This window comes from Mycobacterium farcinogenes (genome assembly GCF_019739075.1).
Classification (GTDB): Bacteria; Actinomycetota; Actinomycetes; order Mycobacteriales; family Mycobacteriaceae; genus Mycobacterium; species Mycobacterium senegalense.
Map to the genome: position 1 here is coordinate 80,678 of NZ_CP081673.1, position 24,017 is coordinate 104,694.

General features: G+C 65.8%; 21 protein-coding genes. 6 read left to right on the forward strand and 15 right to left on the reverse strand.

Features of this window, described 5'->3' with window-relative positions:
* The first annotated feature begins 2 nt into the window (after positions 1–2).
* The 3 genes from K6L26_RS00345 to K6L26_RS00355 all read left to right on the forward strand — a co-directional run bounded on the left by K6L26_RS00345 (position 3) and on the right by K6L26_RS00355 (position 4,546).
* Complete coding sequence (locus K6L26_RS00345) at positions 3–2,366, forward strand: ATP-binding cassette domain-containing protein (protein WP_221852400.1); 2,364 nt, start codon at positions 3–5, stop codon at positions 2,364–2,366.
* A gap of 305 nt (positions 2,367–2,671) precedes the next feature.
* Positions 2,672–3,403: a TMEM165/GDT1 family protein gene (locus K6L26_RS00350; RefSeq protein WP_064896321.1), complete on the forward strand. Its 732-nt coding sequence runs from the start codon at positions 2,672–2,674 to the stop codon at positions 3,401–3,403.
* A 54-nt stretch (positions 3,404–3,457) separates the two neighbouring features.
* A complete protein-coding gene (locus K6L26_RS00355) occupies positions 3,458–4,546 on the forward strand; it encodes a phosphodiester glycosidase family protein (RefSeq protein WP_109749122.1) in 1,089 nt (362 codons plus the stop codon).
* Positions 4,547–4,549: 3 nt separating this feature from the next.
* On the opposite strand, the gene K6L26_RS00360 is transcribed toward K6L26_RS00355, so the two are convergent.
* The 3 genes from K6L26_RS00360 to K6L26_RS00370 form a co-directional block, all read right to left on the reverse strand.
* A complete protein-coding gene (locus tag K6L26_RS00360; RefSeq protein WP_064896323.1) occupies positions 4,550–5,083 on the reverse strand; it encodes an adenylate/guanylate cyclase domain-containing protein in 534 nt (177 codons plus the stop codon).
* 205 nt (positions 5,084–5,288) lie between these two features.
* Positions 5,289–5,567 (reverse strand): barstar family protein, encoded by a 279-nt coding sequence (locus K6L26_RS00365; protein WP_036390582.1) that lies wholly within the window; start codon positions 5,565–5,567, stop codon positions 5,289–5,291.
* Positions 5,564–5,968 (reverse strand): guanyl-specific ribonuclease, encoded by a 405-nt coding sequence (locus K6L26_RS00370; protein WP_165588914.1) that lies wholly within the window; start codon positions 5,966–5,968, stop codon positions 5,564–5,566. The genes K6L26_RS00365 and K6L26_RS00370 overlap by 4 nt, the downstream gene beginning before the upstream one ends.
* A gap of 81 nt (positions 5,969–6,049) precedes the next feature.
* On the opposite strand from K6L26_RS00370, the gene K6L26_RS00375 reads away from it, so the two are divergent.
* The gene (locus K6L26_RS00375; RefSeq protein WP_064896325.1) at positions 6,050–8,194 is read left to right on the forward strand and encodes an acyltransferase family protein; all 2,145 of its coding nucleotides are present in this window, start codon (positions 6,050–6,052) and stop codon (positions 8,192–8,194) included.
* Here K6L26_RS00375 and K6L26_RS00380 read toward each other — a convergent pair.
* The 5 genes from K6L26_RS00380 to K6L26_RS00400 form a co-directional block, all read right to left on the reverse strand.
* Positions 8,191–9,738 (reverse strand): carotenoid oxygenase family protein, encoded by a 1,548-nt coding sequence (locus K6L26_RS00380; protein ID WP_221852402.1) that lies wholly within the window; start codon positions 9,736–9,738, stop codon positions 8,191–8,193. The genes K6L26_RS00375 and K6L26_RS00380 overlap by 4 nt on opposite strands.
* 17 nt (positions 9,739–9,755) lie before the next feature.
* Positions 9,756–10,403 (reverse strand): TetR/AcrR family transcriptional regulator, encoded by a 648-nt coding sequence (locus K6L26_RS00385; RefSeq protein WP_036390585.1) that lies wholly within the window; start codon positions 10,401–10,403, stop codon positions 9,756–9,758.
* Positions 10,404–10,445: 42 nt separating this feature from the next.
* Complete coding sequence (locus tag K6L26_RS00390; protein WP_174551572.1) at positions 10,446–12,740, reverse strand: AAA family ATPase; 2,295 nt, start codon at positions 12,738–12,740, stop codon at positions 10,446–10,448.
* A 348-nt stretch (positions 12,741–13,088) separates the two neighbouring features.
* Entirely contained in the window at positions 13,089–13,985 is an 897-nt protein-coding gene (locus K6L26_RS00395) for a fructosamine kinase family protein (RefSeq protein ID WP_308204269.1), read from the reverse strand.
* 65 nt (positions 13,986–14,050) lie between these two features.
* On the reverse strand, positions 14,051–15,298 hold the full coding sequence (locus tag K6L26_RS00400; protein ID WP_221852404.1) for an HNH endonuclease signature motif containing protein: 1,248 nt from the start codon (positions 15,296–15,298) through the stop codon (positions 14,051–14,053).
* 263 nt (positions 15,299–15,561) lie between these two features.
* Here K6L26_RS00400 and K6L26_RS00405 point away from each other — a divergent pair, with 263 nt between their 5' ends.
* Together K6L26_RS00405 and K6L26_RS00410 are read left to right on the forward strand one after the other, a co-directional pair.
* Positions 15,562–16,767, forward strand: a complete 1,206-nt coding sequence (locus K6L26_RS00405) for an IS110 family RNA-guided transposase (protein ID WP_047041212.1) — start codon at positions 15,562–15,564, stop codon at positions 16,765–16,767.
* A gap of 68 nt (positions 16,768–16,835) precedes the next feature.
* The gene (locus K6L26_RS00410; protein ID WP_435405253.1) at positions 16,836–17,585 is read left to right on the forward strand and encodes a hypothetical protein; all 750 of its coding nucleotides are present in this window, start codon (positions 16,836–16,838) and stop codon (positions 17,583–17,585) included.
* On the opposite strand, the gene K6L26_RS00415 is transcribed toward K6L26_RS00410, so the two are convergent.
* From K6L26_RS00415 to K6L26_RS00445, 7 genes are read right to left on the reverse strand one after another with little or no spacing between them, the layout of a single operon-like run.
* Positions 17,536–18,234, reverse strand: a complete 699-nt coding sequence (locus tag K6L26_RS00415; protein ID WP_047039559.1) for a YoaK family protein — start codon at positions 18,232–18,234, stop codon at positions 17,536–17,538. The two genes, K6L26_RS00410 and K6L26_RS00415, sit on opposite strands and share 50 nt — an antisense overlap.
* Before the next feature lie 16 nt (positions 18,235–18,250).
* A complete protein-coding gene (locus K6L26_RS00420; RefSeq protein WP_064896335.1) occupies positions 18,251–19,189 on the reverse strand; it encodes a hypothetical protein in 939 nt (312 codons plus the stop codon).
* Positions 19,156–19,716, reverse strand: a complete 561-nt coding sequence (locus tag K6L26_RS00425) for an Rv1363c family protein (RefSeq protein ID WP_064896337.1) — start codon at positions 19,714–19,716, stop codon at positions 19,156–19,158. The genes K6L26_RS00420 and K6L26_RS00425 overlap by 34 nt, the downstream gene beginning before the upstream one ends.
* Entirely contained in the window at positions 19,713–20,684 is a 972-nt protein-coding gene (locus K6L26_RS00430; RefSeq protein WP_064896339.1) for an RDD family protein, read from the reverse strand. The genes K6L26_RS00425 and K6L26_RS00430 overlap by 4 nt, the downstream gene beginning before the upstream one ends.
* Positions 20,681–21,334 carry an Rv1363c family protein gene (locus tag K6L26_RS00435; protein ID WP_019349094.1) on the reverse strand — a complete coding sequence of 218 codons (654 nt, stop codon included), beginning with the start codon at positions 21,332–21,334 and terminating at the stop codon, positions 20,681–20,683. Before K6L26_RS00435 ends, K6L26_RS00430 begins: the two co-directional genes overlap by 4 nt.
* The gene (locus K6L26_RS00440; protein WP_043371418.1) at positions 21,304–22,857 is read right to left on the reverse strand and encodes an MCE family protein; all 1,554 of its coding nucleotides are present in this window, start codon (positions 22,855–22,857) and stop codon (positions 21,304–21,306) included. The genes K6L26_RS00435 and K6L26_RS00440 overlap by 31 nt, the downstream gene beginning before the upstream one ends.
* Positions 22,858–22,863: 6 nt before the next feature.
* Positions 22,864–24,015 (reverse strand): virulence factor Mce family protein, encoded by a 1,152-nt coding sequence (locus tag K6L26_RS00445; RefSeq protein WP_043371415.1) that lies wholly within the window; start codon positions 24,013–24,015, stop codon positions 22,864–22,866.
* Between the last annotated feature and the right edge of the window lie 2 nt (positions 24,016–24,017).

Genomic DNA, 24,017 nt, shown 5'->3' on the forward strand with positions numbered 1-24,017 from the left:
CGATGAGCGGCAAAACCCACCCCGCCGACAGTCACGATCTCATCCGCGTCACCGGCGCCCGGGAGAACAACCTCAAAGACGTCGACATCGAGTTGCCCAAACGCCGGTTGACGGTGTTCACCGGCGTCTCGGGGTCGGGCAAGAGCTCGCTGGTGTTCGACACGATCGCCGCCGAATCCCAGCGGTTGATCAACGAGACCTACAGCGCCTTCGTGCAGGGCTTCATGCCGAATCTGGCCCGCCCCGAGGTCGACGTGCTCGACGGGCTGACCACCGCGATCATCGTCGATCAGCAGCGGATGGGTGCCGACCCGCGTTCCACGGTCGGCACCGCCACCGACACCGGAGCGATGCTGCGCATCTTGTTCAGCCGGCTCGGCAAGCCGCATATCGGTTCGCCGCAAGCCTTTTCGTTCAATGTGGCCTCGATCAGTGGTGCCGGGGCGGTGACTCTGGAGAAAGCCGGGCGCGCGGTCAAGGAACGTCGCGAGTTCAACATCGTCGGCGGCATGTGCCCGCGGTGTGAGGGCCGCGGCGCGGTCAACGACATCGATCTGACCGCGCTGTATGACGACACCAAATCGCTGAACGAGGGTGCGCTGACCATCCCGGGGTTCAGCATGGACGGCTGGTACGGCCGGATCTTCCGGGGCTGCGGCTTCTTCGACCCGGACAAGCCGATCAACAAGTTCACCAAGAAGGAACTCGACGCGCTGCTGCACAAGGAGGCGACCAAGCTCAAGATCGACGGGGTCAACCTGACCTACCTCGGGCTGATCCCGCAGATCCAGAAGTCGTTCCTGGCCAAGGACGTCGAGGCCATGCAGCCGCACATCCGCGCGTTCGTCGAGCGCGCGGTCACGTTCACCACTTGCCCGGAATGCGACGGCACCCGGCTGTCGGAGACCGCGCGGTCGTCGAAGATCGCCGGCCTCAACATCGCCGACGCATGCGCGATGCAGATCACCGACCTGGCGGCCTGGCTCGGGACGGTCAAAGACGAGTCGGTGTCCCCACTGCTGACGGCTTTGCAGCACACCCTCGACTCATTCGTCGAGATCGGGTTGGGATACCTGTCCCTGGACCGTCCCGCCGGCACCCTGTCGGGTGGAGAAGCTCAGCGCGTCAAGATGATCCGTCATCTGGGCTCGTCTCTGACCGATGTCACCTACGTGTTCGACGAGCCGACGATCGGCCTGCACCCGCATGACATCGCCCGGATGAACAACCTGCTGCTGGCGCTGCGGGACAAGGGCAACACCGTGCTGGTGGTCGAACACAAACCCGAGACCATCGCGATCGCCGACCATGTCGTCGATCTGGGCCCGGGCGCCGGATCGGCCGGCGGTGAGGTGGTGTTCGAAGGCGACGTGGCCGGTCTGCGGGCCAGCGACACTGTCACCGGACGCCACCTCGGGTACCGCGCATCACTGAAGGACGGGGTGCGGAAACCCAACGGTGCCATGGAGATTCGCGGCGCCAACACCCACAATCTGCGCGACGTCGACGTCGACATCCCGCTCGGCGCGCTCGTGGTGATCACCGGTGTCGCAGGCTCGGGAAAGAGCTCGTTGATCGGCGGTTCGGTGGCCGGTCGCGACGGCGTGGTGGTGGTCGACCAGAGCCCGATCCGCGGGTCGCGCCGCAGCAACCCGGCGACCTACACCGGCTTGCTCGAGCCGATCCGCAAGGCCTTCGCCAAGGCCAACGGGGTCAAACCTGCCCTGTTCAGCTCGAATTCGGAGGGCGCCTGCCCGACGTGCAACGGAGCCGGCGTGATCTACACCGACCTGGGTGTGATGGCGACCGTCGAGACCACGTGCGAGGAGTGTGAGGGCAAGCGATTCGGCGCCTCGGTGCTGCAATACACCCTCGGGGGCCGCGACATCGCCGAGGTGCTGGCCATGCCGGTGACCGAAGCAGAGCGCTACATCAGCGATGGCGAGGCCAAAGTTCCTGCCGCGCAGAAGATCCTGTCCCGGATGGCTGACGTGGGCCTGGGTTATCTGACGCTCGGGCAGCCGCTGACCACCTTGTCCGGCGGTGAGCGGCAGCGGCTCAAGCTGGCCGCGCAGATGGGCGAAAAGGGTGACACGTACATCCTGGATGAGCCGACCACCGGCCTGCATCTGGCCGATGTCGAGCAACTGCTCGCCCTGCTGGACCGGTTGGTCGATTCCGGCAAGTCGGTGATCGTGATCGAGCACCATCAGGCGGTCATGGCGCATGCCGATTGGATCATCGACCTGGGGCCGGGCGCCGGGCACGACGGCGGTCGCGTGGTCTTCGAGGGCACCCCGGCCGATCTGGTCGCCGAGCGCGCCACGCTGACGGGACAACACCTCGCCGAATATGTGGGTGCCTGAACCAACATTGTCAGGTGACCCGAACTTTCCGGTGTTGATCCCCAAACTTATTGTCGAATAAGCACTTTCGGGCGGGACGGTTTGCATCGTCCCGTCCGAAGTGCGTATGGTGGGTGACAGCGAAGGGGAGTAGCCCCCAATCGGATATTCGACATACTGGCCGCACAGCGTTGTGCTGACGGCCCGGTTATCCGAACCGGTCACTGGCCGGTGGGCGAGACCTTCGGCCGTAGACCATTGGTTCGCCGGCCGGAGGCATCTGTGTTTCAGGCCCCGACGGCAGCCAACGACCGAGGAGTTGTTGAGTGCTTGCTGCTCTGCTCTTGAGCTTCGCTGTCATCTTCGTGGCCGAGCTCGGCGACAAGTCGCAGCTGATGGCCATGACCTTCGCGCTGCGCTACCGCTGGTGGGTGGTGCTGATCGGCATCACCGCAGCCACCACCGCCGTTCACCTCATCTCCGTCGCCGTCGGCCACTACCTGGGTGCGGCCCTTCCGACGCATCTGCTCGGCATCCTCGCCGGTGTCGCGTTCGTCTTCTTCGGGTTGTGGACGCTGCGCGGCGACAAGTTGTCCGACGATGAGGCGACCAAGGCCCAACGCTCGAGTGCTCCGGCGTTCTTCACCGTCACCTCGGCCTTCCTGCTCGCCGAGCTCGGCGACAAGACCATGCTCGCCACCATCACGCTGGCCGCCGACAACGACTGGGTCGGCGTCTGGATCGGTTCGACCATCGGCATGGTGGCCGCCGACGCACTGGCCATCGTCGTCGGCGCCGTGGCCGGTAAGCACCTGCCCGAACGGGTGATCCAGCTGGGCGCCGCGGCGCTGTTCGTCATCTTCGGCGTCACGATGCTGTTGGAGGGCGCGTTCCCGACGGCTCCGGCGTGGACCCTTACGGCTGGGGCAGTCGCGGTGACCGCGCTGGGCGCCGCGGCCCTGCGGGCTCTGCCCGAGAATTTGCGGCCGGCGGTGCTGCGCAAGCCCGAAGCCGAGGCTCCAGCTAACACTGATCGACCGGGTGCGATCACGTCTTGATCCAACCGTGACCAGGCTGTTACGCATGTTGACAGAGTTTCCTGTGTGGTTATTGTGTACTTCGTGCCAGGCCTGGCAAAACTCTTCCGACGTGCGGCCGCCGCCGCGTCCGCCGTTGCCGTGTCCGCGGCCCTAGCCACCACCGGCTCTCCCGTCGCGCGCGCCGAAGATCCCCGCACGCTGCTGCTCGGGGCGATCGCCAACACCAAGGGCGCCTACCTCGTGTACAACTTCGGCGGCCAGTTCGCCGCCCCGTTCCTGGCCGCGGACGGACGCGCCTACACGCTCAACAACGGCGGCCACCTGATGGCGATAAAGAACGCCTCCAGCAAGCTCAACCCGCGCCTGCTGGTCGACAGCCATCAGGGATATCAGTCCCGCTGTGAACGCACGCCGGGTGCCCGGACCGGCGAAGGGCTCTGGCAGGCGTCGGAAACCTATGCCCCGCTGGCCGCCTGGCAGGTCCTGGGCCAGCCCACCATCGCGGTCAATGCCAACTTCTTCGACGTGCGCGGGCAGCAGGCCGGTTCATGGCGCGACACCAAATGCTCGTCGCCGCTGGGCGCCTACGTCGACAACACCCGCGGGCAGGGCCGGGCCAACGCCGCGGTGACCGGCACCCTGGCCTACGCCGGCAAGCAGGGCCTGTCCGGCGGGAACGAGCACTGGTCGGCGCTGGCCACCATGATCCTTCCGATGGGCGGCGCGCCGTACGTCGTGATGCCCAAGAGCAAGGATGATTACGACTCGGCCACCCCGGTGATCCAGCGGCTGCTCGACCAGAACGCCCGGTTCGTCGCGGTCGCCGGCATCGGGCTACTCGCCCCGGGCGACACCACTCAGCTCAACGACAACGGCCCGAGCGCGGCGCGCACCGCCGTCGGCTACAACCGGGCTGCCGACCAGCTGTTCGTCTTCCAGGGCGGCAGCTACACGCCGGACAACATCCAGGACCTCTTCCGCGGCCTGGGTGCGGACAACGCCGTGTTGCTCGACGGCGGCGGCTCGTCGGCGATCGTGTTGCGCCGCGACACCGGCGGCATGTGGAGCGGCGCCGGATCACCGCGTGGGAACTGCGATACCCGTCAGGTGCTGTGCGATTCGCGCGAGCGCGCGCTGCCCAGCTGGCTCGCCTTCAACTGAACGTCAGTTCGCCAGGACTTCGGCGAGCACAGCGCGCGGCATTCGCAAGGGCTGCAGGTACTTCCGCAGGCCGGGGTGACACAGCTGCAGCAGCCGCTCCTGCGCCTCGCTGTCGCCCATGCGTTGGTCGCCGAGGTGTTTCAGGGTGGCCCCGGAGGGCAAGTCGCCGACAACCGATGACGCGGTCGTGCCCGAGATCAAGGTCTGCCCGGCGTGGGCGATGTCGCGCAACCGCTGTGCTCCGGTAACCGCGTTGTGCACGCCGATACACAGCTCGAACGGATCCATCGGTGCCAGTTGCAGATACAGCGCGCACGAGACCGCATCCGAGGCCCGGGCGAAGGTGGCCGTGAAACCGTCACAGGCGGGCTGCCTCGCCGCCAGGGTGCCGCCGTGGAGTGCGATCAGGTGAGTCATCGTCGCCCGGAAGTAGGGCAGCGCAGCGATCATGTCGCCGGGTTGAGTTTGCCACAGGTACTCAGACCCCTCGGTGCCGGCCATCAGCCACGTCGTCTCGGTCGATACCTGTTCAGTCACGCGCGCGTAGCTCCTACCAGTCCGCTCCAACTACCCCGCGCCAGATGGCACGCAGAACGCCAGCGTAACCACATTGCGAAGGCGGCGGGGCCGCGGTCAACGCCGTTGCTGCACAGCCGTGTTGCCAATCCGCGGCCACGGCGCCGTTGCCCGCGTCGGACGCGCGTAAGCGGTTACCCGCCTAGTTTGCTGGGCCAGTCGAGGTTCAGTTCTGGAGCCACAGATCGACGCCCTCGGTGGCGAAGATCGACAACACCGTGGCCCAAGTGTCCTGCCCGAGCGCTTCTTTGATGTTCCGATAGGACGTCATGACAAACCGGAACTTGCGGTTGTCCGGAGTGCCGAATCCGCCGCGCAGACAATCGGCCAGGGCATCGAGATTCGAGCCGAAGTAGCCGTCGTCACCGTTGACGGCCCGGCCGATCTCGGTGAAGAAGTCCGCCTTCGAGGCCACCTTGGACCCGTCGATCCGATACGTCTTCACATGCCTCCGATCAGGCAGAACGATTCGTAGTGATCGCCGGTGTAGTAATACTCGGGCGGATCGTTCTGCGGCGCTCCGCCGGTGACGATGCGCCGCTTGCCGCGGTGTTTGTTGCCGGGTGTCGGCACGGTGTACTCGTGGTAGTAGCCGCGCTCATGTTTGGGCAACCGGCCTTCGTAGTTTCCGAAGACGACGCCGTCGTTGCGCGGGTAGGGAAACGGCCCGCCGGACTGGATGAGCTCAACCGTCGTGTCCGCCTCGGGCGGAAGGCCGCTCAGATCGCAGGTGCCGGCGGCCGAGACCGCGGGCGCCTTCGATGACTGCGTGGATTCGGTCGGGGCGCAACAGCCCGAAAGCAACCCGCACAGCACCGCCAGCGCGGCAATGCGTGATCGTCCCATCGGAATGAGGCTAGCAACAGGCCCGGCAAATCCCGGGTCAACGGCACCCGCCGTGCGACGATCGTTACTCGAGTGAACAGAGTGACAACCCTCGCGGAGCCCACGGCCCGCCGCGGCAACACCGCGCGCGGGCGAAAATCCCTGTCCAACAAACAGTTTCGTCCGGATATCGAGGGCTTGCGGGCGGTCGCAGTGCTGGCCGTGGTGCTGTTCCACGCCGGGGTGCCCGGCTTCGGCGGCGGCTTCGTTGGTGTCGACGTGTTCTTCGTCGTGTCGGGATTCCTGATCACCGGCCTGCTGTGGCGCGAGGCCTCGGGCACCGGGACCGTGCGGATGGGTCAGTTCTATGCCGGACGAGCCCGTCGCCTGCTGCCGGCCGCCGCCCTGGTCTTGGTGGCCACCTCGGTGGCAGCCGCCCTCCTGCTCCCACCGCTGCGGGCACGCGCAGTGTTGACCGACGCGATCGCCAGCGCTCTGTACGTGGGGAACTACCGCTTCGCCGTGGAGGGAACCGACTATCTGGCGGCTGAGACGGCAGCTTCCCCGCTGCAGCACTACTGGTCGCTCGGCGTGGAGGAGCAGTTCTATCTGCTGTGGCCCGCCGTGATCCTCGGCATTGCCTGGCTACTGACCCGAAGCGGCCGGAACGTCCGGTCAGCCGTCCCCTATGCGTGCGCGCTGGCCGTGGTGGCCGGCGGCTCGCTCGCCGTATCGCTGGCGTGGACCGAGACGATGCCACCCTGGGCGTTCTTCTCCCTGCCCACCCGCGCCTGGGAGTTGGCCGCCGGCGGGCTGATCGCGCTGACTGCGGCACACTGGCGCAACCTGCCCCCGGTCTGCGCGGCGCTGGTCGGCTGGGGCGGTCTGGCGCTGATCCTGGCCACGTGCACTCAGTTCGGCACCACAACGCCCTATCCCGGCTCCGCGGCGTTGCTTCCGGTGATGGGCACCGCGCTGGTGATCGGGGCCGGCTGTGCGATCCCCGATCTGGGTGTCGGGCGCCTGTTGTCGAAACCGGTGATGCGCGGCATCGGCCGGTTGTCGTACTCGTGGTATCTGTGGCACTGGCCGGTATTGCTGTTGGCCCCAACCCTGTTCGGCCACGGGCTGGGGTTGGCCGGCCGAGTGGCGACGATGGTGATGTCGTTGGGCCTGGCGATCTTGACGCTGCACCTGGTCGAGAACCCGGCCCGCTTCGCCACCGCACTGCGCGACTCGTCGTGGCGCAGCCTGGCCGTCGGCGCGACGGCCACCGCGGTAGCGGTCTGCGCCGGGCTGGTGCTGTTGGCGGTGCGTCCGGTGCCGACGGGATCCGGACCAGCGGCGGTCCCGGTGGCCCTCGTCGGACCCCCACCTGCTGCGTCCGCGCCCGCGCCTACGCTGACACCGGAGCAGCAGGTTCAGGCGGCCGTCGCCGCCTCGGCTGCGCTGCGCGCGGTGCCGTCGAATCTGTCACCGCCGCTCGGCGATATCACCAAACCCGAGGCGTTCGTCAACGGCTGTGTGCTGTCCTGGAAGGACGTCGCCGTCCCCGACTGCGTGTCCGGAGATGCCGCGTCGACCACCAAGGTCGCGCTGATCGGCGATTCGCACGCCGGCATGTGGCAACCGGCTCTGCAAACCGCTGCGCAGCAGCAGCATTGGCGGTTGCAGACTTACGCGAAAGTCACCTGTCCGCCGATGAAGCTGCCGATCCTGAGCCCCTACCTCGAACGCGAGTTCACCGAGTGCAAACAGTGGCGTGCCGACGTGTTGAACCGAATCGCCGATGACCGACCGGCTCTGATCGTGCTGGACATGGTGCGCCGCTACGGAGCTGATTTCGGCTTCGTCAGCTACGACCCGACTTGGCTCGACGGGTTGACCCGACTGGTGTCGCAGTTGCGCGGCACCGGCGCACGGGTTCTGGTGCTCGGACCCGTGCCTGACCCCCACACGACGGTGCCGACGTGCTTGTCGGCGCACATGGATGACGCTTCGGCCTGCGCACCCGACCGCTCCATCGCCGTGAACGACAACGGTATTGCCGCGGAAACCAGGGCCGTGCACGCCGGCGGCGGACAGTACGCGCGGCTGGACCAGTACTTCTGCACCGACCGGCGCTGCCCGGTGATCGTCGGCAACACCCTGGTCTTCCGCGACGACAACCACATCACCGAAGAATATGCGCAACTGTTGTCGCCGGTGATCGCACGGCTGACCGAAAGTGCGTTGGCGCCCAACTAAAACCTGGCGACCCGATCGGTGAACGCCCCGTGGTAGCTCATCGGCAGGTGGAATGGCAGCCATGCTTCGGCGATCGGTCCGGCGTCGATGCCGGCTGCGTCGAACACCATCAGCCGGCTTCGGTGTTGCGCCTCGTCGTAGCCCACGGTCAAAACCCATCCGTCGTCCTCGGCGGAGCTTGTCGGCCGCGGAACGAAGATCGGCTCGACCAGCTTGTGGCCGGGCGGGCAGTAGGTCTGCACGCTGCCGTCGACATGGTTGAACCGGCCGATACCTTCCCCGCCACCGTCGCCGTCGGCGGGCACCGTCACGTACGTCACCGAATGCGGTTGAGTCGAGCGACGCTGATCGATCTGAGGGAACTCACAACCCAACTGAGCCATCGGTTCAGCCAGGACGCGGTCGTCGGAGGTGATGCGGAACCGGGTGAGCCGCACGGTATCCGGCAGGTCTTCGTCCGCGACGTCTCGGTACAACCGAGACATGTCACTGCGGCTGTCGGCTGCCCAGGCCTGCATCCCACCGAAGGTCTCCGGGGCGAAGCGGGGCAGTTCGACCACCACGTCGGACCCGTCCTCGTAGGCGTTGGCGTAGTGCCACATGTAGAACGGATCCGTCTCGATCACCCGAACCCGCCCGCCATCGCGCGGGGCGAGGATGAAGTACGACGGCTCGTTCTGCTTGAACTTTATGGCGTCCCAATAGGATTGACTACCGAGTAGCGCCCACGGGTTGATCCGCAACGGGGAGAGCATGAAGACGGCGTAGCGCGGGGTGAGCGCCATGTCGTGGAGCAGTCCCATGCCCGGCAGGGGTACCGCCCGCAGGTACCGGGTGACGCCGTGACTATCGGTTTCGTACAGGCGTAACCGGACCCGGGGAATCGCCTCGCCGGCGAGTTCGCGCAGCCGCCTAATCTTTTCAGCCCGGCTCGGCGCATTGCGGATGTGGCGCAGGTCGAGACGCGGAAAGTACGGTTCGAACCCGAAGTTGACGCGGGAGTCCGTCGTCGGGTCATAGGTGTAGTGCGCCGAGTACGCGCCGATCGGGCCCTTGAGCGCGCCGTCGAGGCTGCACATCCCGATGGTGTTGAGTGTGTCGAGATCCATGCCGTGCGGGCGCCCACCCTCCCAGAGGGCGAGCAACTGGTCGTGGCCGATCATCACATTGGTGTTGGCGGTGTTGGCGGGAAGCCGAAACGCGTTGGCCCGCAAGCCGCCTGGACGCTGGTAGGCAAATCCACGCTTCACCATGCGCCCCGCTGCGGTCGTGGTCAGGTAGTGGTTGGTGCGAACGAAGCGGTTCTTGAACCGCACACCGTCGCCATCGATCGCGAATGCGACCACCATGCCGTCGGCGTCGAACAGGCTGTCCACCCGTGACGTACCGATGTTCCAGCGACCCGATCCATTGCGGTAGAGCGTTCCGGTCAATCCCGGTGGGATCGTGCCGGTGATCTCCGTCAGCTTCAAGTCATATTCGTCGGGGACGTCCTCCCAGTACCGCGAGGGACCGTCAACCTGGTGTGAGGCGGGAGCAGCCATAAAAGACATGGTGTCTTTTATGGCCCACCGCTGTCAATAGCCGAAACATCGAAAGGGCTGAACGGCAGGGCTGAGCCACCGTCCCAGCACAGTTTCGTCAGATGCTCGACGAGTTCTTCTCTGGGCATCGACGACTCCCGTAGCCACCACTGCGCGCTGACCATGGCCGACCCGACGATGGCCCGCGCCCACGGCGCCGCGGCAGCGGTGTCGGCACCGCCGGCCGCCATGGATACCGCCAGCATGGCCTCGACGGCGGTGGCAAGTTCGTCGAAGATTCCCGGCATCTCCGGCCCGCCCGCAGCGTGCACGCTCAACGCCCGGTACAGGTTCGGATCGTCGGCCATCCAGCCACAGATCACGTCGAAGAACAGCGACATACGCTGCCGCAGATCGGTCGAACCCGCTGCACGCCTGGTGATCTCGCTGAGCAGCCGATGCGCCTGACGCTCACCGAGCGCAGACAGGATGGCCGCCCGATTCGGGAACACCGCGTAGACGGCCGAGCGCACGAAGCCGGCCTCCTTGGCCACCTCGGCGATCCCCACATCCGGCCCGTGGGTACGAATCGCACGTTCGGCAGCGTCGAGCAGATCCGAGCGACGTTGCGCGACGTCAACCCCCGGCCCGGCGGGCCGACCGCGCCCACGCCTTTCCGCAGTCATCCATTCAATCGTAGTGAGCGGATGCACCAGGCAGATCAGGCCTCAGGCGGCGTCCTTCTTTTCGGCCTTCTTCTCGGTCTTCGTCTCCGCTTTCTTCTCGGGCTTCTTCTCGGGCTTCTTCTCGGGCTTGTTGGCGGCCTTCTCGACGTTGTCCTTCACATCATTGACCGCCTTCTCAGCACCCTCCCGGAGGCCCTCGGCGGCTGACTTGATCTGCTTACGGCCGTTCTCGGCAAGCTTGTTCAGCCGCTCCTGGGTGTTCTTGACCGCGGTGGCGGTCCGCTCACGTGCCTTCTCGGACTGGGCCTTCGCGCGCTCGCCAGCGTCCTTGACAGTCTTCTCCAGCCCCTGACGAGCATCGTCGCCCGCGGCGCTGAGCTTCTTCAGGCCGTCATTCGCGTTCTCCTGGGCGGTACCTCCGACAGGTTCGTCGATCACGGATTTCAGATCAACCGTGTCCGTGCCGAGGTTGGTCTGCGTGATGCCTTGCGGTTGGAAGCTCGTCTTCGCAAGGTTCAGCGCGCTGGTGTCACCGAGGGTGTCCAGCACATCCGGCGTGAGGCTCTCCAAGGGATTGCCCACGCCGAGCAAGCCGAGCAACGTCTTGATCGGATTGGAGACAGGAGTCTGGCTCACCAATCCGTCGTCGATCGCCTTCTGAATGCCGGTGAGAAGGTTGTTCACCAGATGCCCCGGCACCTGCGTCCAGTCGACATCAGCCGGGAGGGTGCCGAAAGCCGTTGGGATGTCGGCCTCGTCGAGGGTGCGTTCATAGATCCCGGTTTCCTCGTTGTACTCCACATCGGTGTAGCCGAGGTTCACCAGGCTGGTGAGCACCGGGCTCAGCGCCGTACCGATCGGGTTGTTGAGGTTCGCCCCAGTCAGCAGGTTGATGACGTCGTATGCCAGATACGTGGGCTCCAGCAGCGGCAAGCTGTTGGCCGGGATGGTGACGTAGATGTTGAGCTTGGGCCCCTTGGTGGGATCACCGCCCTGGTTGGCCAAATAGTCGGTGATGTCCGCGCCCAGCTGCTCGACGACTTGGTCGACCAGAACCGTGGTGAGCGTGTCCAGCGATTGGTTTCGCAGGATATACGTCGGGAATAGCCCTGCTGCAACGTTATTCGCCATCGTGAACGGGTTGGGCCAGGCCGCGAAGTCCGACAGCGGCAGGTACTCGGCTGTGGCGTCGATCTTGATGGGGATCAGATTGGCTCCGCCGAGGGTCAATCCCAAGATCTGAATGTCGTTGAGAAGACCGTTCCCGTCAGTACTGCTCTGCACCTGCGTATCCGGTGTCACGGTGTCGATCCCCAACAACCCGAAGAGCGGGTAGGCACGGGCCAGGATGCCGCCGTTAGCGCGGCCCGGGTTGTCGATCAGGATCATCGGCAGGATCGTGAAACTGCCGAGCAGCGGATCGGTTCCGACGTTGTTCGCGCCTCCAGGCTGATTCGGCAGATCATCGACGACCTGCTGATACGCCGCACCCGCGGCGAAGGCACCGAAACCCCAACCCGCGACGACGGGTACGCGGAGATCCACAACGTCGGTGGTGAGGGGCGGAAGGGTAATGCCGGTAAGTGCCCTGATCGTGTCTTCCAACAGTTTGAACTCTGGCCCACTCGTGGGAAGACCGAGCGCGGTAAAGATCGATCCCAGACCGACTTCGAGGTACGGCGTGTTGTTGATCTCGTCAGCGACCGAGTTGGGGAACGAGGGTGTCCACCCCAGGTCGGCCCCGAGCAGTTTGAGGAGAGTGAAAACACCGCCAGAAGTGATGAGGTTGATGCCCAGTGACGACAGCGGGTCGTCGAGATTCACTCCGAGACCGCTGGCCAGCTCAGCGATGGGAATCGGATCGGGCAACATTCCGAGGCCATCTAAAAGCGCAATGAGACCACCGATGCCTAGTCCGGTGCCGATCGCTTGGAGCAGCGGCGTGGGGTCGACGCTGAGACCTCCGAGACCGTCGCCGAGCGCCCCACCCAGCGCGTCATTCAGTGGACCCTCGATGGCGGCGGTCGGATCGATACCCGCCGCCTGCAGCAGAGCAGCCAAGTTGAACGTGTTGACGAACGCCGTTTGAAGCTGTGCGCCGACGGTTTGGAACTGGTTGTACACCTGGGTTCCGAAGCCGCCCGTGAGGTCCGGGATCTGGTCGGGTGGCGGGAAGATCTGGACCCCGGATTGCAGCCGCAAGTCTCGCTGGACCGCGGCGGCCTGAGCCGGTGGCGGAGCAACGCCCACCGTAAGCGCGGTGACTGTTGCGGTTGCCGCACCGAGAGTCGCCACCCTCTTGACGCGCCGCCGCTGCCTACGGTGTTTGACTGCCATCTGACCAGTCCTTTCGGCCGCTTTCTCAGGTTGATCTCAGGCAACGTAGCACTAATGTGATGTCCATCACTGCATTGCTGGAAAGATTTCACTATTCGCCTTCGCAATTTGTCGCAAACTAGTGACGACAGGCCTAATCGGCACTGCGCTTGGCTTAAATATATTGACGCCACCGACAAGCAATTGTGGCGCGTGTTGCGCGGCGCGGAATGCGATGTTGCTATCCACTGTCCGCCCCGACCTTGCGGTTGCCAAACCGCCGGTGATCTGTCAACCGATTCCGCGCGCGGAAGAAACCGCGCCAACCTGCGCCGGTCGACGCGGATAATGCCCAATGAACGTTTCGAACTACTCGATCCGTAGTTTGCTGGAGGCAGCCAGGACCCGTCGGGCCGCCGCATCGACCTGACCCACATAGCCGCCACCGAACAGCACAACGTGAGCCAGCAGCGGATAGAGCTGATGCAGGTCGACCCGATCGCGCCATCCGTCACGCAGCGGGCGCACAGTCTGGTACGCGGCCAGCACGTCGTCGAGGAACGGAAAGCGGAACAGGGCCAGCATCGCCAGATCTGTCTCGCGATGCCCACCATGTGCGGCGGGGTCGATGAGGACCGCGCCGTCGGCCGTCCATATCACGTTGCCGCTCCAGAGGTCGCCGTGCAGCCTGGCCGGTCCGTCGTGGTCATCGAAGACACCTGTGCGGCACAGATCGGCCACCTCCGCGACGGTGTCCTGGGTCTCAACGCCGAGCCTTGGTGCGGCCAGCTCCGCCATCGGCATCAACCGGGCGTCGGCATAGAAGGTGCCCCAAGAATCATTGCCGGCCAACGACATCGGCAGTGGCTGCGACATCGGACCGAAGAATCCGTCCCCGTCATACCCGTCCGGCCCGGCTCCATAGGCCGACGCCCCAGCATCGTGGGTATGGGCCAGGCGCGCGCCGAAGTCGCGTGCCGCCTGCACTGACGGCGCCACAGGGTACAGCCGCCGCAGTGTCAATGAGGTTGCGTCGTAACCGATTACCGGAACACACGGCACACCGCCCGCCACCGCCAGCCACTTCAGTCCGGCCGCCTCCGCGGCGAAGAACCCTGCGGGCGCCGACGCACGACGTTTGACGAAGTCGTCGGCCCGGTCGGCAGCATTGGGCATATCAGCCAGGCTACCGGTGCGAACTGGCAGAATTTCGGCCGTGTCGTGGCCCGCCGCCCTCATGTCGGTGCCAGGGGGCACTCTTGTCATCCGCACCGATGACACCGGTACATGGGTGGACGGTTACGCCTGATCCACGGCCGTATCGCCCTGGCCTATGCGGCTTTCGGCGGTGGTTGAGGTTGGAACGGTTGGTACCACCACCAGTCGGCGCGTTCGCCGGTGGGGCCGGGACACGGCGGCACATCGGGGGGTGGCGTGGTCGGTGGGCAGGCCAAAGACCCGCCGTGTAGCTGCTTCCCGGAGCTGTCGGTGACGACCAGGCGGCGTGCGGGCCCGGTGATTGTGATGCCGCCCCGGTGGTGCAGACGGTGATGATAGGGGCAGACCAGCACCAAGTTGTCCAGGTCGGTGGGCCCGCCGTCCTCCCAGTGGATTATGTGGTGAGCATGCAGGCCGCGGGTGGCTCCGCAGCCGGGAACCACACAGCAGCGGTCACGGTGCTCCAAAGCCCGACGCAACCGGCGACTGATGGTGCGAGTGCTACGGCCGACACCGATCGGCTGGCCCTGGCGTTCCAACCACACCTCACAGTTGGCGTCGCACAACAAGTACTGGCGTTCCTCATCAGACAACACCGGACCCAGGTGCAGGGCGGCGATGCGGTCGGCGACATTCAAATGCATTGCGACAGTGGTGTGTTGACCGTGCGGTCGACGCGCGACCTCGGTGTCCCAGCCCGTCTCGACCAGGCTCATGAACGCATCCACACGGTCGGGGAACGGCGGTGCGCCCTCGTCGTCCCCATCGGTGTCGTGATCACGTTTCCACTCGGCGACCAGCCCGTCGTGATGGGCCTGCAATGCGGCGTCGAACTTGGCGGCGTCCAGACGCGGCAGAATGATCCGGTAGGTGGTGTGCCCGTCACCCTCGACCCGGGTGAAGGACCGCTGCGGTTCGGGTTTCGGCTCAGGTTCAGCGCGTGGCTCGAGTTTGACCGCGGTGCGCAACTGCCTGACGGTGGCGACGGTGGCCAACTCCGCATAATGCTCATCGGAACCGTCGGCGGCTTTCTCCGCAATCACGCCCACTTGATCGAGCGAGAGCCGGCCTTCACGCAGGCCGTCGGCGCAGCAGGGAAACTCCTCCAGCCGGCGGGCCACCGCAACCAGGGTCGCGGCGCGGCGCGGTGTGACCCCGGTTTTCCAGGCCACCAATGCGGTGATCGAGCGGGCGCCGGTGGCGCCGCATAACTCGTCGCGCTCCAGCTCAGCGATGATCTCCACGATCCGGCCGTCGATCGCGTTGCGCTGCCCGCACAGCTGCGACAACTCGCCGAACAGCACCTCCACCCGCCGCGCAGGCGCCTCGCCGGCGGCGGATGAAGATGCGTCCGAAGACATGCCACGATCATCCCAAAGGGGTCTGACATTGATGATGGAAGCGCGTTACCGCGCAGGTCGTGACTCCGGGTCTGACTGACGTCCTGCTGGACTGTCTATTACTTGATTTGTCCGGCCTGCGCGGTGCGTGCCGATAAGCACGCCGGTCAGGACGGACATGACCTAATTAGGAGCCTGGCCGTTCCTCATCAATGTCTTGTCTGCCCGCCCTGGCCGGTGTGTGCCCCTACCCAACACATCCGGTCAGAAGGGACACCATCATCTTGACAGAACCTGCGCTCATCGTCGCCGGTGCGGACACCCACGCCGATACCATCCACGTCGCCGCAATCTCCACGACCGGCACCGGCATCGGTGACCGGCAGTTTCCGACGACGCGTGCGGGATACACCGCGGCCATTCGATTCTTGACGTCGTTGGGGCGGGTGGAGCGGGTCGGCGTGGAGGGTACCGCCAGCTACGGTGCCGGGTTCACCCGCGCGCTCACTACTGCGGGCATCGAGGTCGTGGAGGTGACCCGCGCGGTCAAATCCACCCGCCGGCTCAAAGGCAAATCCGATCCCCTCGACGCTTACAGCGCCGCTCGGACCGCGCTGGCCGGCGACGGACTGGCCATCCCGAAAGACGACGCCACCGCCGGGTTGCGGGCTCTGCACATCGCGCGTCGCTCAGCGGTCAAGCACCGCACCGCAGTGATCAACCAACTCAAAGCGATGCTGGTGTCTGCGCCCGATGCGGTGCGTGAAAAGTACCGTGGCTTAACAACATTGAAGATCATCGAGGCGATCGCCCGCTGCCGTCCCGATACCGTGTCAGATCGGTGGGCGCAGTCGCTGCTCGTCGCGGCCAAACTGCTCGCCCAACGCGTGCAATTCCTCGAGACCCAAGCCGAGGCACTCGAAGCGCAGATCGACGCCTTGGTGACCGAGGCCAATCCCGGACTGCGGGCAGCCTACGGTGTCGGCGCGGACACCGCAGCCCAGCTCTTGATCACCGCCGGAGCCAACCCGCACCGGCTCCACAGTGAAGCGGCCTTCGCCGCCTTGTGTGGAGTGGCACCGGTCCCTGCATCCTCCGGGAAGACCAACCGACATCGACTCTCCCGCGGCGGGGACCGCGCCGCCAACAACGCGCTGCATCGCATCGCGTTGGTGCGGCTGTCTCACCATCAGCCGACCAAGGACTACGCCCAGCGTCAGCTGCGCAACGGCCACAGCAAGAGCAAGGTCGAAGTCCTGCGCAAACTCAAACGGGCCATCGCCCGCGAGATGTTCAAACTGTTGACCCGCCAGATCGCCGTACCCGAATACACCGACCTGCGCCCAGCACGGCAAGCCAAGAACATCACCGTCACCGCCGCGGCCAACCACTTCGGGGTCTGGCCCACCGTCATCTCCCGCATCGAACGCGGATTACAACGCGACGACACCTTCGCCGAAACGTACAGGCAGTGGCTACAAGTCGCCTGACACGAATAGGAGCATCAAGTTCGTGTAGCGAACGGCGACCGCCGCAGCCATCCGGCAAGATAGCTGGCGTGGGGATCAACCTGTTGCCTTTCACTCGCCTCTCGGACGCCGACGTTGCCGGAGCACTCGATCATGCGGTGGCCGTGATCAACCCTGCCCTCGATGTGTTCACTCGATTCGACCCGCTCGGGCTGAGGCGGCGCACCCATCGAGAGGAGCCCGGCCAGGGCGCGGTCGGCAAGTCCCTCGATGTCGCGGCGGCATTGCTCAATTTCGCTGAGCTGCCGGGCACCAAGGCCTGGGCCGAGATGGACCAACAGGGGCACGTGAAGTGGTGGGTGCACCGTGCGGGGGCGGTGACCACCATTCCCGTGGCATTCCCCGGTGCGTTCGGGGTCATCGCCAACCGGCTTCCGCTCCAGGACATCCTCGGGTTCTCCAACCAGGCAATCGTGTTGTGCGCCGTGGCTCGCGAGGATGGTGTCACCGACCGCGACGAGCAAGTACGGATGCTCAGCGCGATCCTGTGCGACCGTCGCCTCGCCCACAGCCCCGCCGGCGGCCCGGAGAGTCCGCCGCAATCGCTGCCGGAAAAACTCTGGAGCTTCGCCGGCAGCGTGCGGGCTACCGGCGAGGAGATCGCGAAAAGACCTCACCCGCAAAAGGTTTACCGCTACCTCGGGATGCTGCCCGGTGTAGGCGCGGTGGCCGCGTACTTCGGGGAGGTCAGCGCATTGCGAGACGCGGCGAGCGAGTGTGAGAGCTGGATCAGCGCACGTCCTGCGGCGACGCCGGCTCAGACGCCGGCCCGAACTTGAAGATCAACGCACTGATCGCCACCACCACTGCCGCCAGGGCGATCACCGGTGCGACGGTGAACTGAGACAGCGTGGCCCCCAGGATCGCGCCGCCGCACATCGTCGCCACCACGCCGTAACGCAACTTCTCACGGTCCCCGGTGCCGCCCGCCAGCCGGCTGTCGAAACCCAGACCGACGATCGTCTGGGTCAGCACCGTCGTGCTCAACTCCTGGATGCCGAACTGACGCGCCGTCGCATTCTGGATCCCGAAAGTCATTGCCAGCACGATCAGGATGAACTTTCGATTGTCGTGATAGTTCAGCACACCGGTGCCGGCCAGAATCGAAAGCACGGTCAGCAGAACGACTTCCAGCCCCAAGGCAGTGGTCAGCCAAGTGCGGACATGACTGTCGAGATGGCGACGAAGCCGGCCGCCCACCACGGTGCCCAGCACAAACCCGATGAACGCCACCAGGGCGCCGGTCACGTCAACTCCTGAGTGCGGCACAAACCAGAAGCCCAGGAAGATCACGTTGCCGGTCATATTGGCGACGAACACATGTCCCAGTACCAGCACACTGACGGCGTCGACGATTCCGGTGGCGCCCGTCAACAACAACAGTGCCACAACGGTCGACCGCTCGGTTACCGGCGAGGCGATGGCCATAGCTACATCCTGGCCGCTACAGCTGCGGCGACAAGTCCAATTGGGTCAACGCCGGCATCTGGGTGATCCGCCAATCCCCGTCAGTGCGCTGCAATATCAACCGATACGACATGTAGCGCAGCGACGGAACGTTCTTGGTCACCGGGCTCGTCGACACCGTATTGGTGTACACGATCGCGGTGGCCTCATCACGACCGATGGTCTCCACCGCAGTGCCCATCACCTCGGTGTTGTTGGTGACCTGTGCCTGCTTGTTGGTCGGGACGAGGGAATCGATCAGCTTTCGGTACTGGTTCGCGAAGTCGCCCGACAAATACTTCTCGGCCCGATCCGGCAGGGTTTCGATGTTGTCCGGGTTGTAGGTCCACAGCGTGGTGATGGCATCGGCCGAAGTCCGTGCCACTTGCAGTTTGGTCGCCACCAGCGCCCGATCCGCCAGGTACGGCTGCAGCATCGCGCCGCCGAACGCCGCCGCCGCGACGAACACGGCCGCTGCACCCGCGGTGAAATACGTCAGCCGCTTACCGGCCTCACGGTGCGGAACCAACACCACGTCTTCGGCGGGCGCATCCTCAGCCGTCTCATCGGCGTCAGCGTCCGGGTCGGCACCAACCTCAGCATCAACCTCAGCGTCGGCCTCGGCCTCCGGCTCCGGTTCTGCCGTCGGTTCCGGCTCAGGTTCGGCCGTCACTTCGGCCTCTGCCTCGACATCCGGTTCAGGCTCCACGACGGACTTGCGCCCAGACTTGCCCGTCGGGGTCCGCCGTTCCGCGGTGGCATCGGGCGCGTCGGATTCCTCGGATTCCGGCGTCTCGACGTCAGCCGATGTGGGCGCCTCAACCGCAGTCTCAACCTCCGTCTCGCCACGGCGGCGCCGCCTGAAACGCAGCCTGCGGCGCGCCTTCTCAGGCTCGCCGGTGGTCAGATCACCTGAATCAGCTGGCTGATCTTCCACTGCTGTCCTTCCCAGATCGTCGTCGCAATCCAACGGCTGCCGCTTTCGATCACGGACTTCCCGTCAGGGGTTCGAGTGCTCACCTTCGTGGCGACCAGAACGTCGGCACTCCCGTTGTCATTCCACCGCTGGACACCGGCGTCGAGTACCGACCCCTCGGTCGGTTCGGCCCGGGCCACCTGAACGACGATCTCGTTCTGCTTCTCCTGGAACATCTTTCGGAAATCGCCGGTGGCCTGGGAGGCGATGCGGTCGGCATAGTCGTTGGCGTGGAACGGATCCAGCGTCGTGTACACCGTCATGAACTCGCGCACGTAGTCCAGCGCACCGGCGGTCTTGATCTCGGCGCGACGATCTGATTCATGCCGGATCAGGATCAGCGTGCTGCCCACCAGCGCCGCGGTGATGACCAGCGCCGAGATCATCCCGACGATGGGCAGGCCCCACCGGATCGGTTCCTTGGGCTCCTTGGGCTCGACGGCGAAGTAGTCGCGCTCGTCGGGTTCGATTCGGCGACGCGGGCTCACTGTCCGCCCCCGTTCAGCACCGGCCGTTTGAGCACCGTGAGGTTGTCGACGAGCCAATGGCCGTCTGACTTCAGGAAGTCCACCCGCACCGTGGCGGTGATGAACTTCAGCTCCTGCGGATTGGTACCGCGCTGGCCCTGCAGCGCCACCAGCATCGTGGCCGCGTCCGCGGTCGCGCCCGGCAGTACCGCACTGCTCACCGCCGAGTAGTCGTTCGTGGTCGGCCCGGCCTTGCGCACCGCGTCCTGCTGGGCGACCAGTTGCTGTCGGTAGTTGTCGGTGGTGAGCGACTGCGCCTTGGCGAAATCCGCGTCGACGGAATCCGCCCCGTAACTCAGCATCTGCTCGACGATCCTGGGGCCCTGCTCGGCGATCTGCGCGCGGGCCTCGTCCACTGCCCGGTCCTGCTTGTACACCAGCAGATATCCCAGCCCCGCCGCGATTGCGCTGAGCAGCGCGAGCGTCAGCAACAATGCTGCGGCGCGACGCCGGACGTCGGACTCCGGCCGGTCGACGCGACGGACCTCGGTCCTGGTCAACAGATCGGCGAAGGTCCTTCTGCGTGAATCCCACAGCGGCCACAGCCAACCCAGGCACAGTGCCGCGGTGTCCAGCAGATGGGCCAGGTCACGCAGCAGCAGCCGCCCCAGACCGGCGTCACCGGCCGGCGATACCACCCGGATTCCGAACACCGCGCGTCCCGGGCTCCACCCCGTGAGCACCGGCAACAGAATGCGATTCACACCTGCGACGGCGACCAGCAGAACCAGCCCGCCCGCGTACACCGCCCACCACAGCCACTTGCCCAGCGCCGTGCCCTGGGCGACCAGTGTCGCCGTCACGATGAATCCGGCGGGGGCCAACACGTCGATGGCGAACGCCCCGGCCCGCGCCGACCACGACGCCAGCCGCGCCGGGCTCGCCTCCGCGGCGGCGGCCGGGTCGGCGTTGTCCAGCACAGCGGTCACGACGTGACCTGGTCGAGCCGCGCGACCTTGTAGTTGCCGTCCTCGGCGCGGGCCATCTTCACCCGCAGCCGGTAGCCCTGCTCTTCGTCCGACTTCTCGGTGTTGGTGACCAGCACCCGCACCGCGACCAGCAGATCCATCGACCCGTCGTCGTTGTGCTTCTCCACCGCGGCCCGCATGTCCGAAACCTTCACCTGCACGTTGGCCGCCTGATAGGCGTCGAGCAGCATGCCGCTGTAGAGGCCGGCCTGTGCCCCGAAGTCACCGGTCGAACATTCGATGATCTTGGTCTGGGCCGCGATCATCGCCTGGGTGTCGGGCGCCTGGGTCGCGGTCACACAGTCCTTGGCCGCGGCCAGGGCCTCGGCCTCGTCGCTGGCGATCCGCTCACTGTCCTGATGCGCCCGCAGCGCCAGGTAGCCGCCGACGCCGACGGCCGCCGCCAGGACGAGCAGCCCGGCGAGGATCGCCGCCATCCAGCCCCGCCCCAGCCGTGACGGCCGTGACTCGGACTCCTGAGAAGCCTCCTGGGCATCCGTGACCGAGATCGGATCGACGATCTCGGTGACGGCCTCCGCTTGCGGTTCGGTGGTGTGAGGGTCCTGCTGGTCGGTGAGGTTCAGCTGGCTGGTGCCAGCATCTCCTTCCATCCGTCATCTCCTGGTTTATTCGAGTTGGTGACGGAGTACTTCACACCGCCGGGACCGACCACCTCGCCGCTGGACGGGCTATAGGTAGCGGTCGAACCTGCTGCCGGAGTGTAGATGCAGGGGTTCGGCTGCTGTCCACTACAACTCACATTGCCACCCCGAGGCGCGGTCAGCGGGTCGCTGCGCATCGCCGTGGATTCCGGTGGTGGAAGCTGACTTGCCGGCAACGGGTTCATCCCATTATTCACCGACGGCGCGGGGATGACCCGGCCCGGATCGACCGGCTGATCGCAGCGCGCGGCCGGGGCCGGGCAGTTGCGGATCTGGTTCGGGTCGCCGTACCACGGGTTGGTGCCCAACGGCTGGTAGGGCTCGTTGCTGCGGCATTCCGCGGGCGAGGCGGCCCGCTTGCCGGGCACGTCGGCGCACGGATAGTTACGCGCACCGCGCACCGCGTTGGGCGCGTCCTTGGGGATCTTGCAGTACAGGCCCGACGGCAGCGGCGCCGTCGACGTATCCGCAGGCGAACGCCACTCCGACGCGGGCAGGAACCCGGTCAGGCACGGCGGCGGCATGTTGATACCGAGGCCGAAGTGCAGCAGACCCTTGGGCGCGAAGATCGTCGCGGTCTGGGCCACGGCGCCACCCTGAGGCAACGCCACCAACACCTGCTCGACGTTCTTGTTGTAGCGCTTGAGCATGTCGATGACGATTTCCAGGTTCGCCAGCGTCTGCGGCAGGGACTCCTGGACATCACTGAACACCGAGTTCAGCTGATCCGCCGTCGGTGCCGCCTGCTGGATGCCGCTGCGCAACGCCGCGTCGTTCTGCGCGCTCTGCGCCGCCAGCGTGTTCAGGTTCTTGGCCCACCGCGAGATCGCGTCGCCCGAGTTCACCTGGCTGTCGATGATCGGCCCGGAGTTCTCGACGATGTCGTTGACCGGACCGATGTTGTCCTTGAAGTCACTGGCAATCGCCTGGGTGGAGTCGACGAGGCGCTGCAGTGACGGGCCGAGGCCACCGACGGCCTGAGCCGTCTCGTCGAGCAGTGTCGCAATCTTCTCCTTCGGCAACGCCGCCAGACCACGCTGGGCGGCGTCGAGCGACGGACCCACCTCGGCGGGCACGGTGCCCTTCTCGATGGTGTCGCCGTCGCGGAAGTACTTCCCTTGACTGCCACCCTCGGACACCAGGTCGATGAACTGCTCACCGACCGCCGACACCGAGTGCACGTTGGCACTGGCGTCCAGCGGCACCCGGTACTGGTTGTAGATGTTCATCCGGACATGGGCGCCCTGTTCGGTGGGCTCGACGGAGGTGACCTTGCCGATCGTCGTTCCGCGATAGGTGACGTTGGCCGTCGCGTACAAGCCGCCCGAGTTCGGGAGGTTGGCGTTCAGGTTGTACATCCCGACCCCGGCCCACGTCGGCAATCGCAGGTAGAACAGTGCGAGCACGACCAGAGCGATCGCCGTCAGCACGGTGAACAGAACGAGCTGCATCTTGATGAAGCGGGTCAGCAACATGTCTCACTCCCCCCTTTCCACAAGCGGGCCACCAGGTGCATCGTGCGGGTTCGGCGTGAACCGGACGTCCGGGATCATCGTCGCCGGATCGCGGCCCCACGCCTGCTCCAGTGCCCGGAGCATGCCCGAGACACCGGTGCCGGACAGGAACGCGTTGTCCACCGAGCTCAACGTCAGGTCGATGGTCAGCGACACGTTGATGTAGTCGCCACGCACGGCCTTCGGGATGTTCTCGATGTTGAACGGCACCGTCAGGATCAGCTTGAGCGCTTCCACCAGGTACGGAGCCGACCGCGCCAGCTGCTTGAGCGGACGCTGCAGGTTCTGCAGGTTGGTGTGCAGATTCGCGTTGCTGTTCGACAACGTGTCGTCGGCAGCCTTGGACAGCCGGCCCAGCGACGTCACCGCATCGGCGAACAGGTCACGCGTGTCGGCGAAATGCTGAATCAGCGGCGGGAATTCGGTCAGCACCCGGTCCAACGTGTCGTTGCGCGCCGCGACGATGTTCAACAGCCGGTTGGTCGAATCGATCGCCCGGGTGATGTCGTTGCGCTGCTGGTTGAGCTCATCGGTGAACGTGTCGAGCCGGCCCAGGAAGTCCCGGATCTGATCGGCGCGACCGTTGAGGATGTTGAACACCTCGGTCTGGATGGTCTCGATGTTCGGGATACCGCCACCGGTCAGGATGCCCGAGATGCCGGCCAGCGTCCGCTCGATCGTCGGATAGGCCGACGAATGCTCCAGCGGGATCGTGTCGCCGTCGCGCAGCTTTTCCTCGGACGGCTTCTCCGGCGGATTGAGCTCGACGTGCTGCGAACCCAGCAAGCTGGTCTGGCCGATCTTGGCCTCGGTGTTCTTCGGCAGCACGATGCCCGGCTCCAGGTCGATCGTCAGCGTCGGAGTCCAGTTGATCAGCTCGATCTTGCGGACCCGGCCCACGAACACGTCGCGCACCCGCACCCGGCTGTTGGCGTTGAGCGCCAACGTCTCCGGCATTTGCACGTAGACCGTGGTGCGGCCGGACTCTGTGCCCGGCCCACCCGGCAGCGGCACGTTGGCCACACCGCGCCACTGCCCACACGAAGTGAGGATCAGCGCGGACGCCGACAACACCGCGGCGCGGCGCCCGACGGAACGCCACTTACGTGTCTTCATCG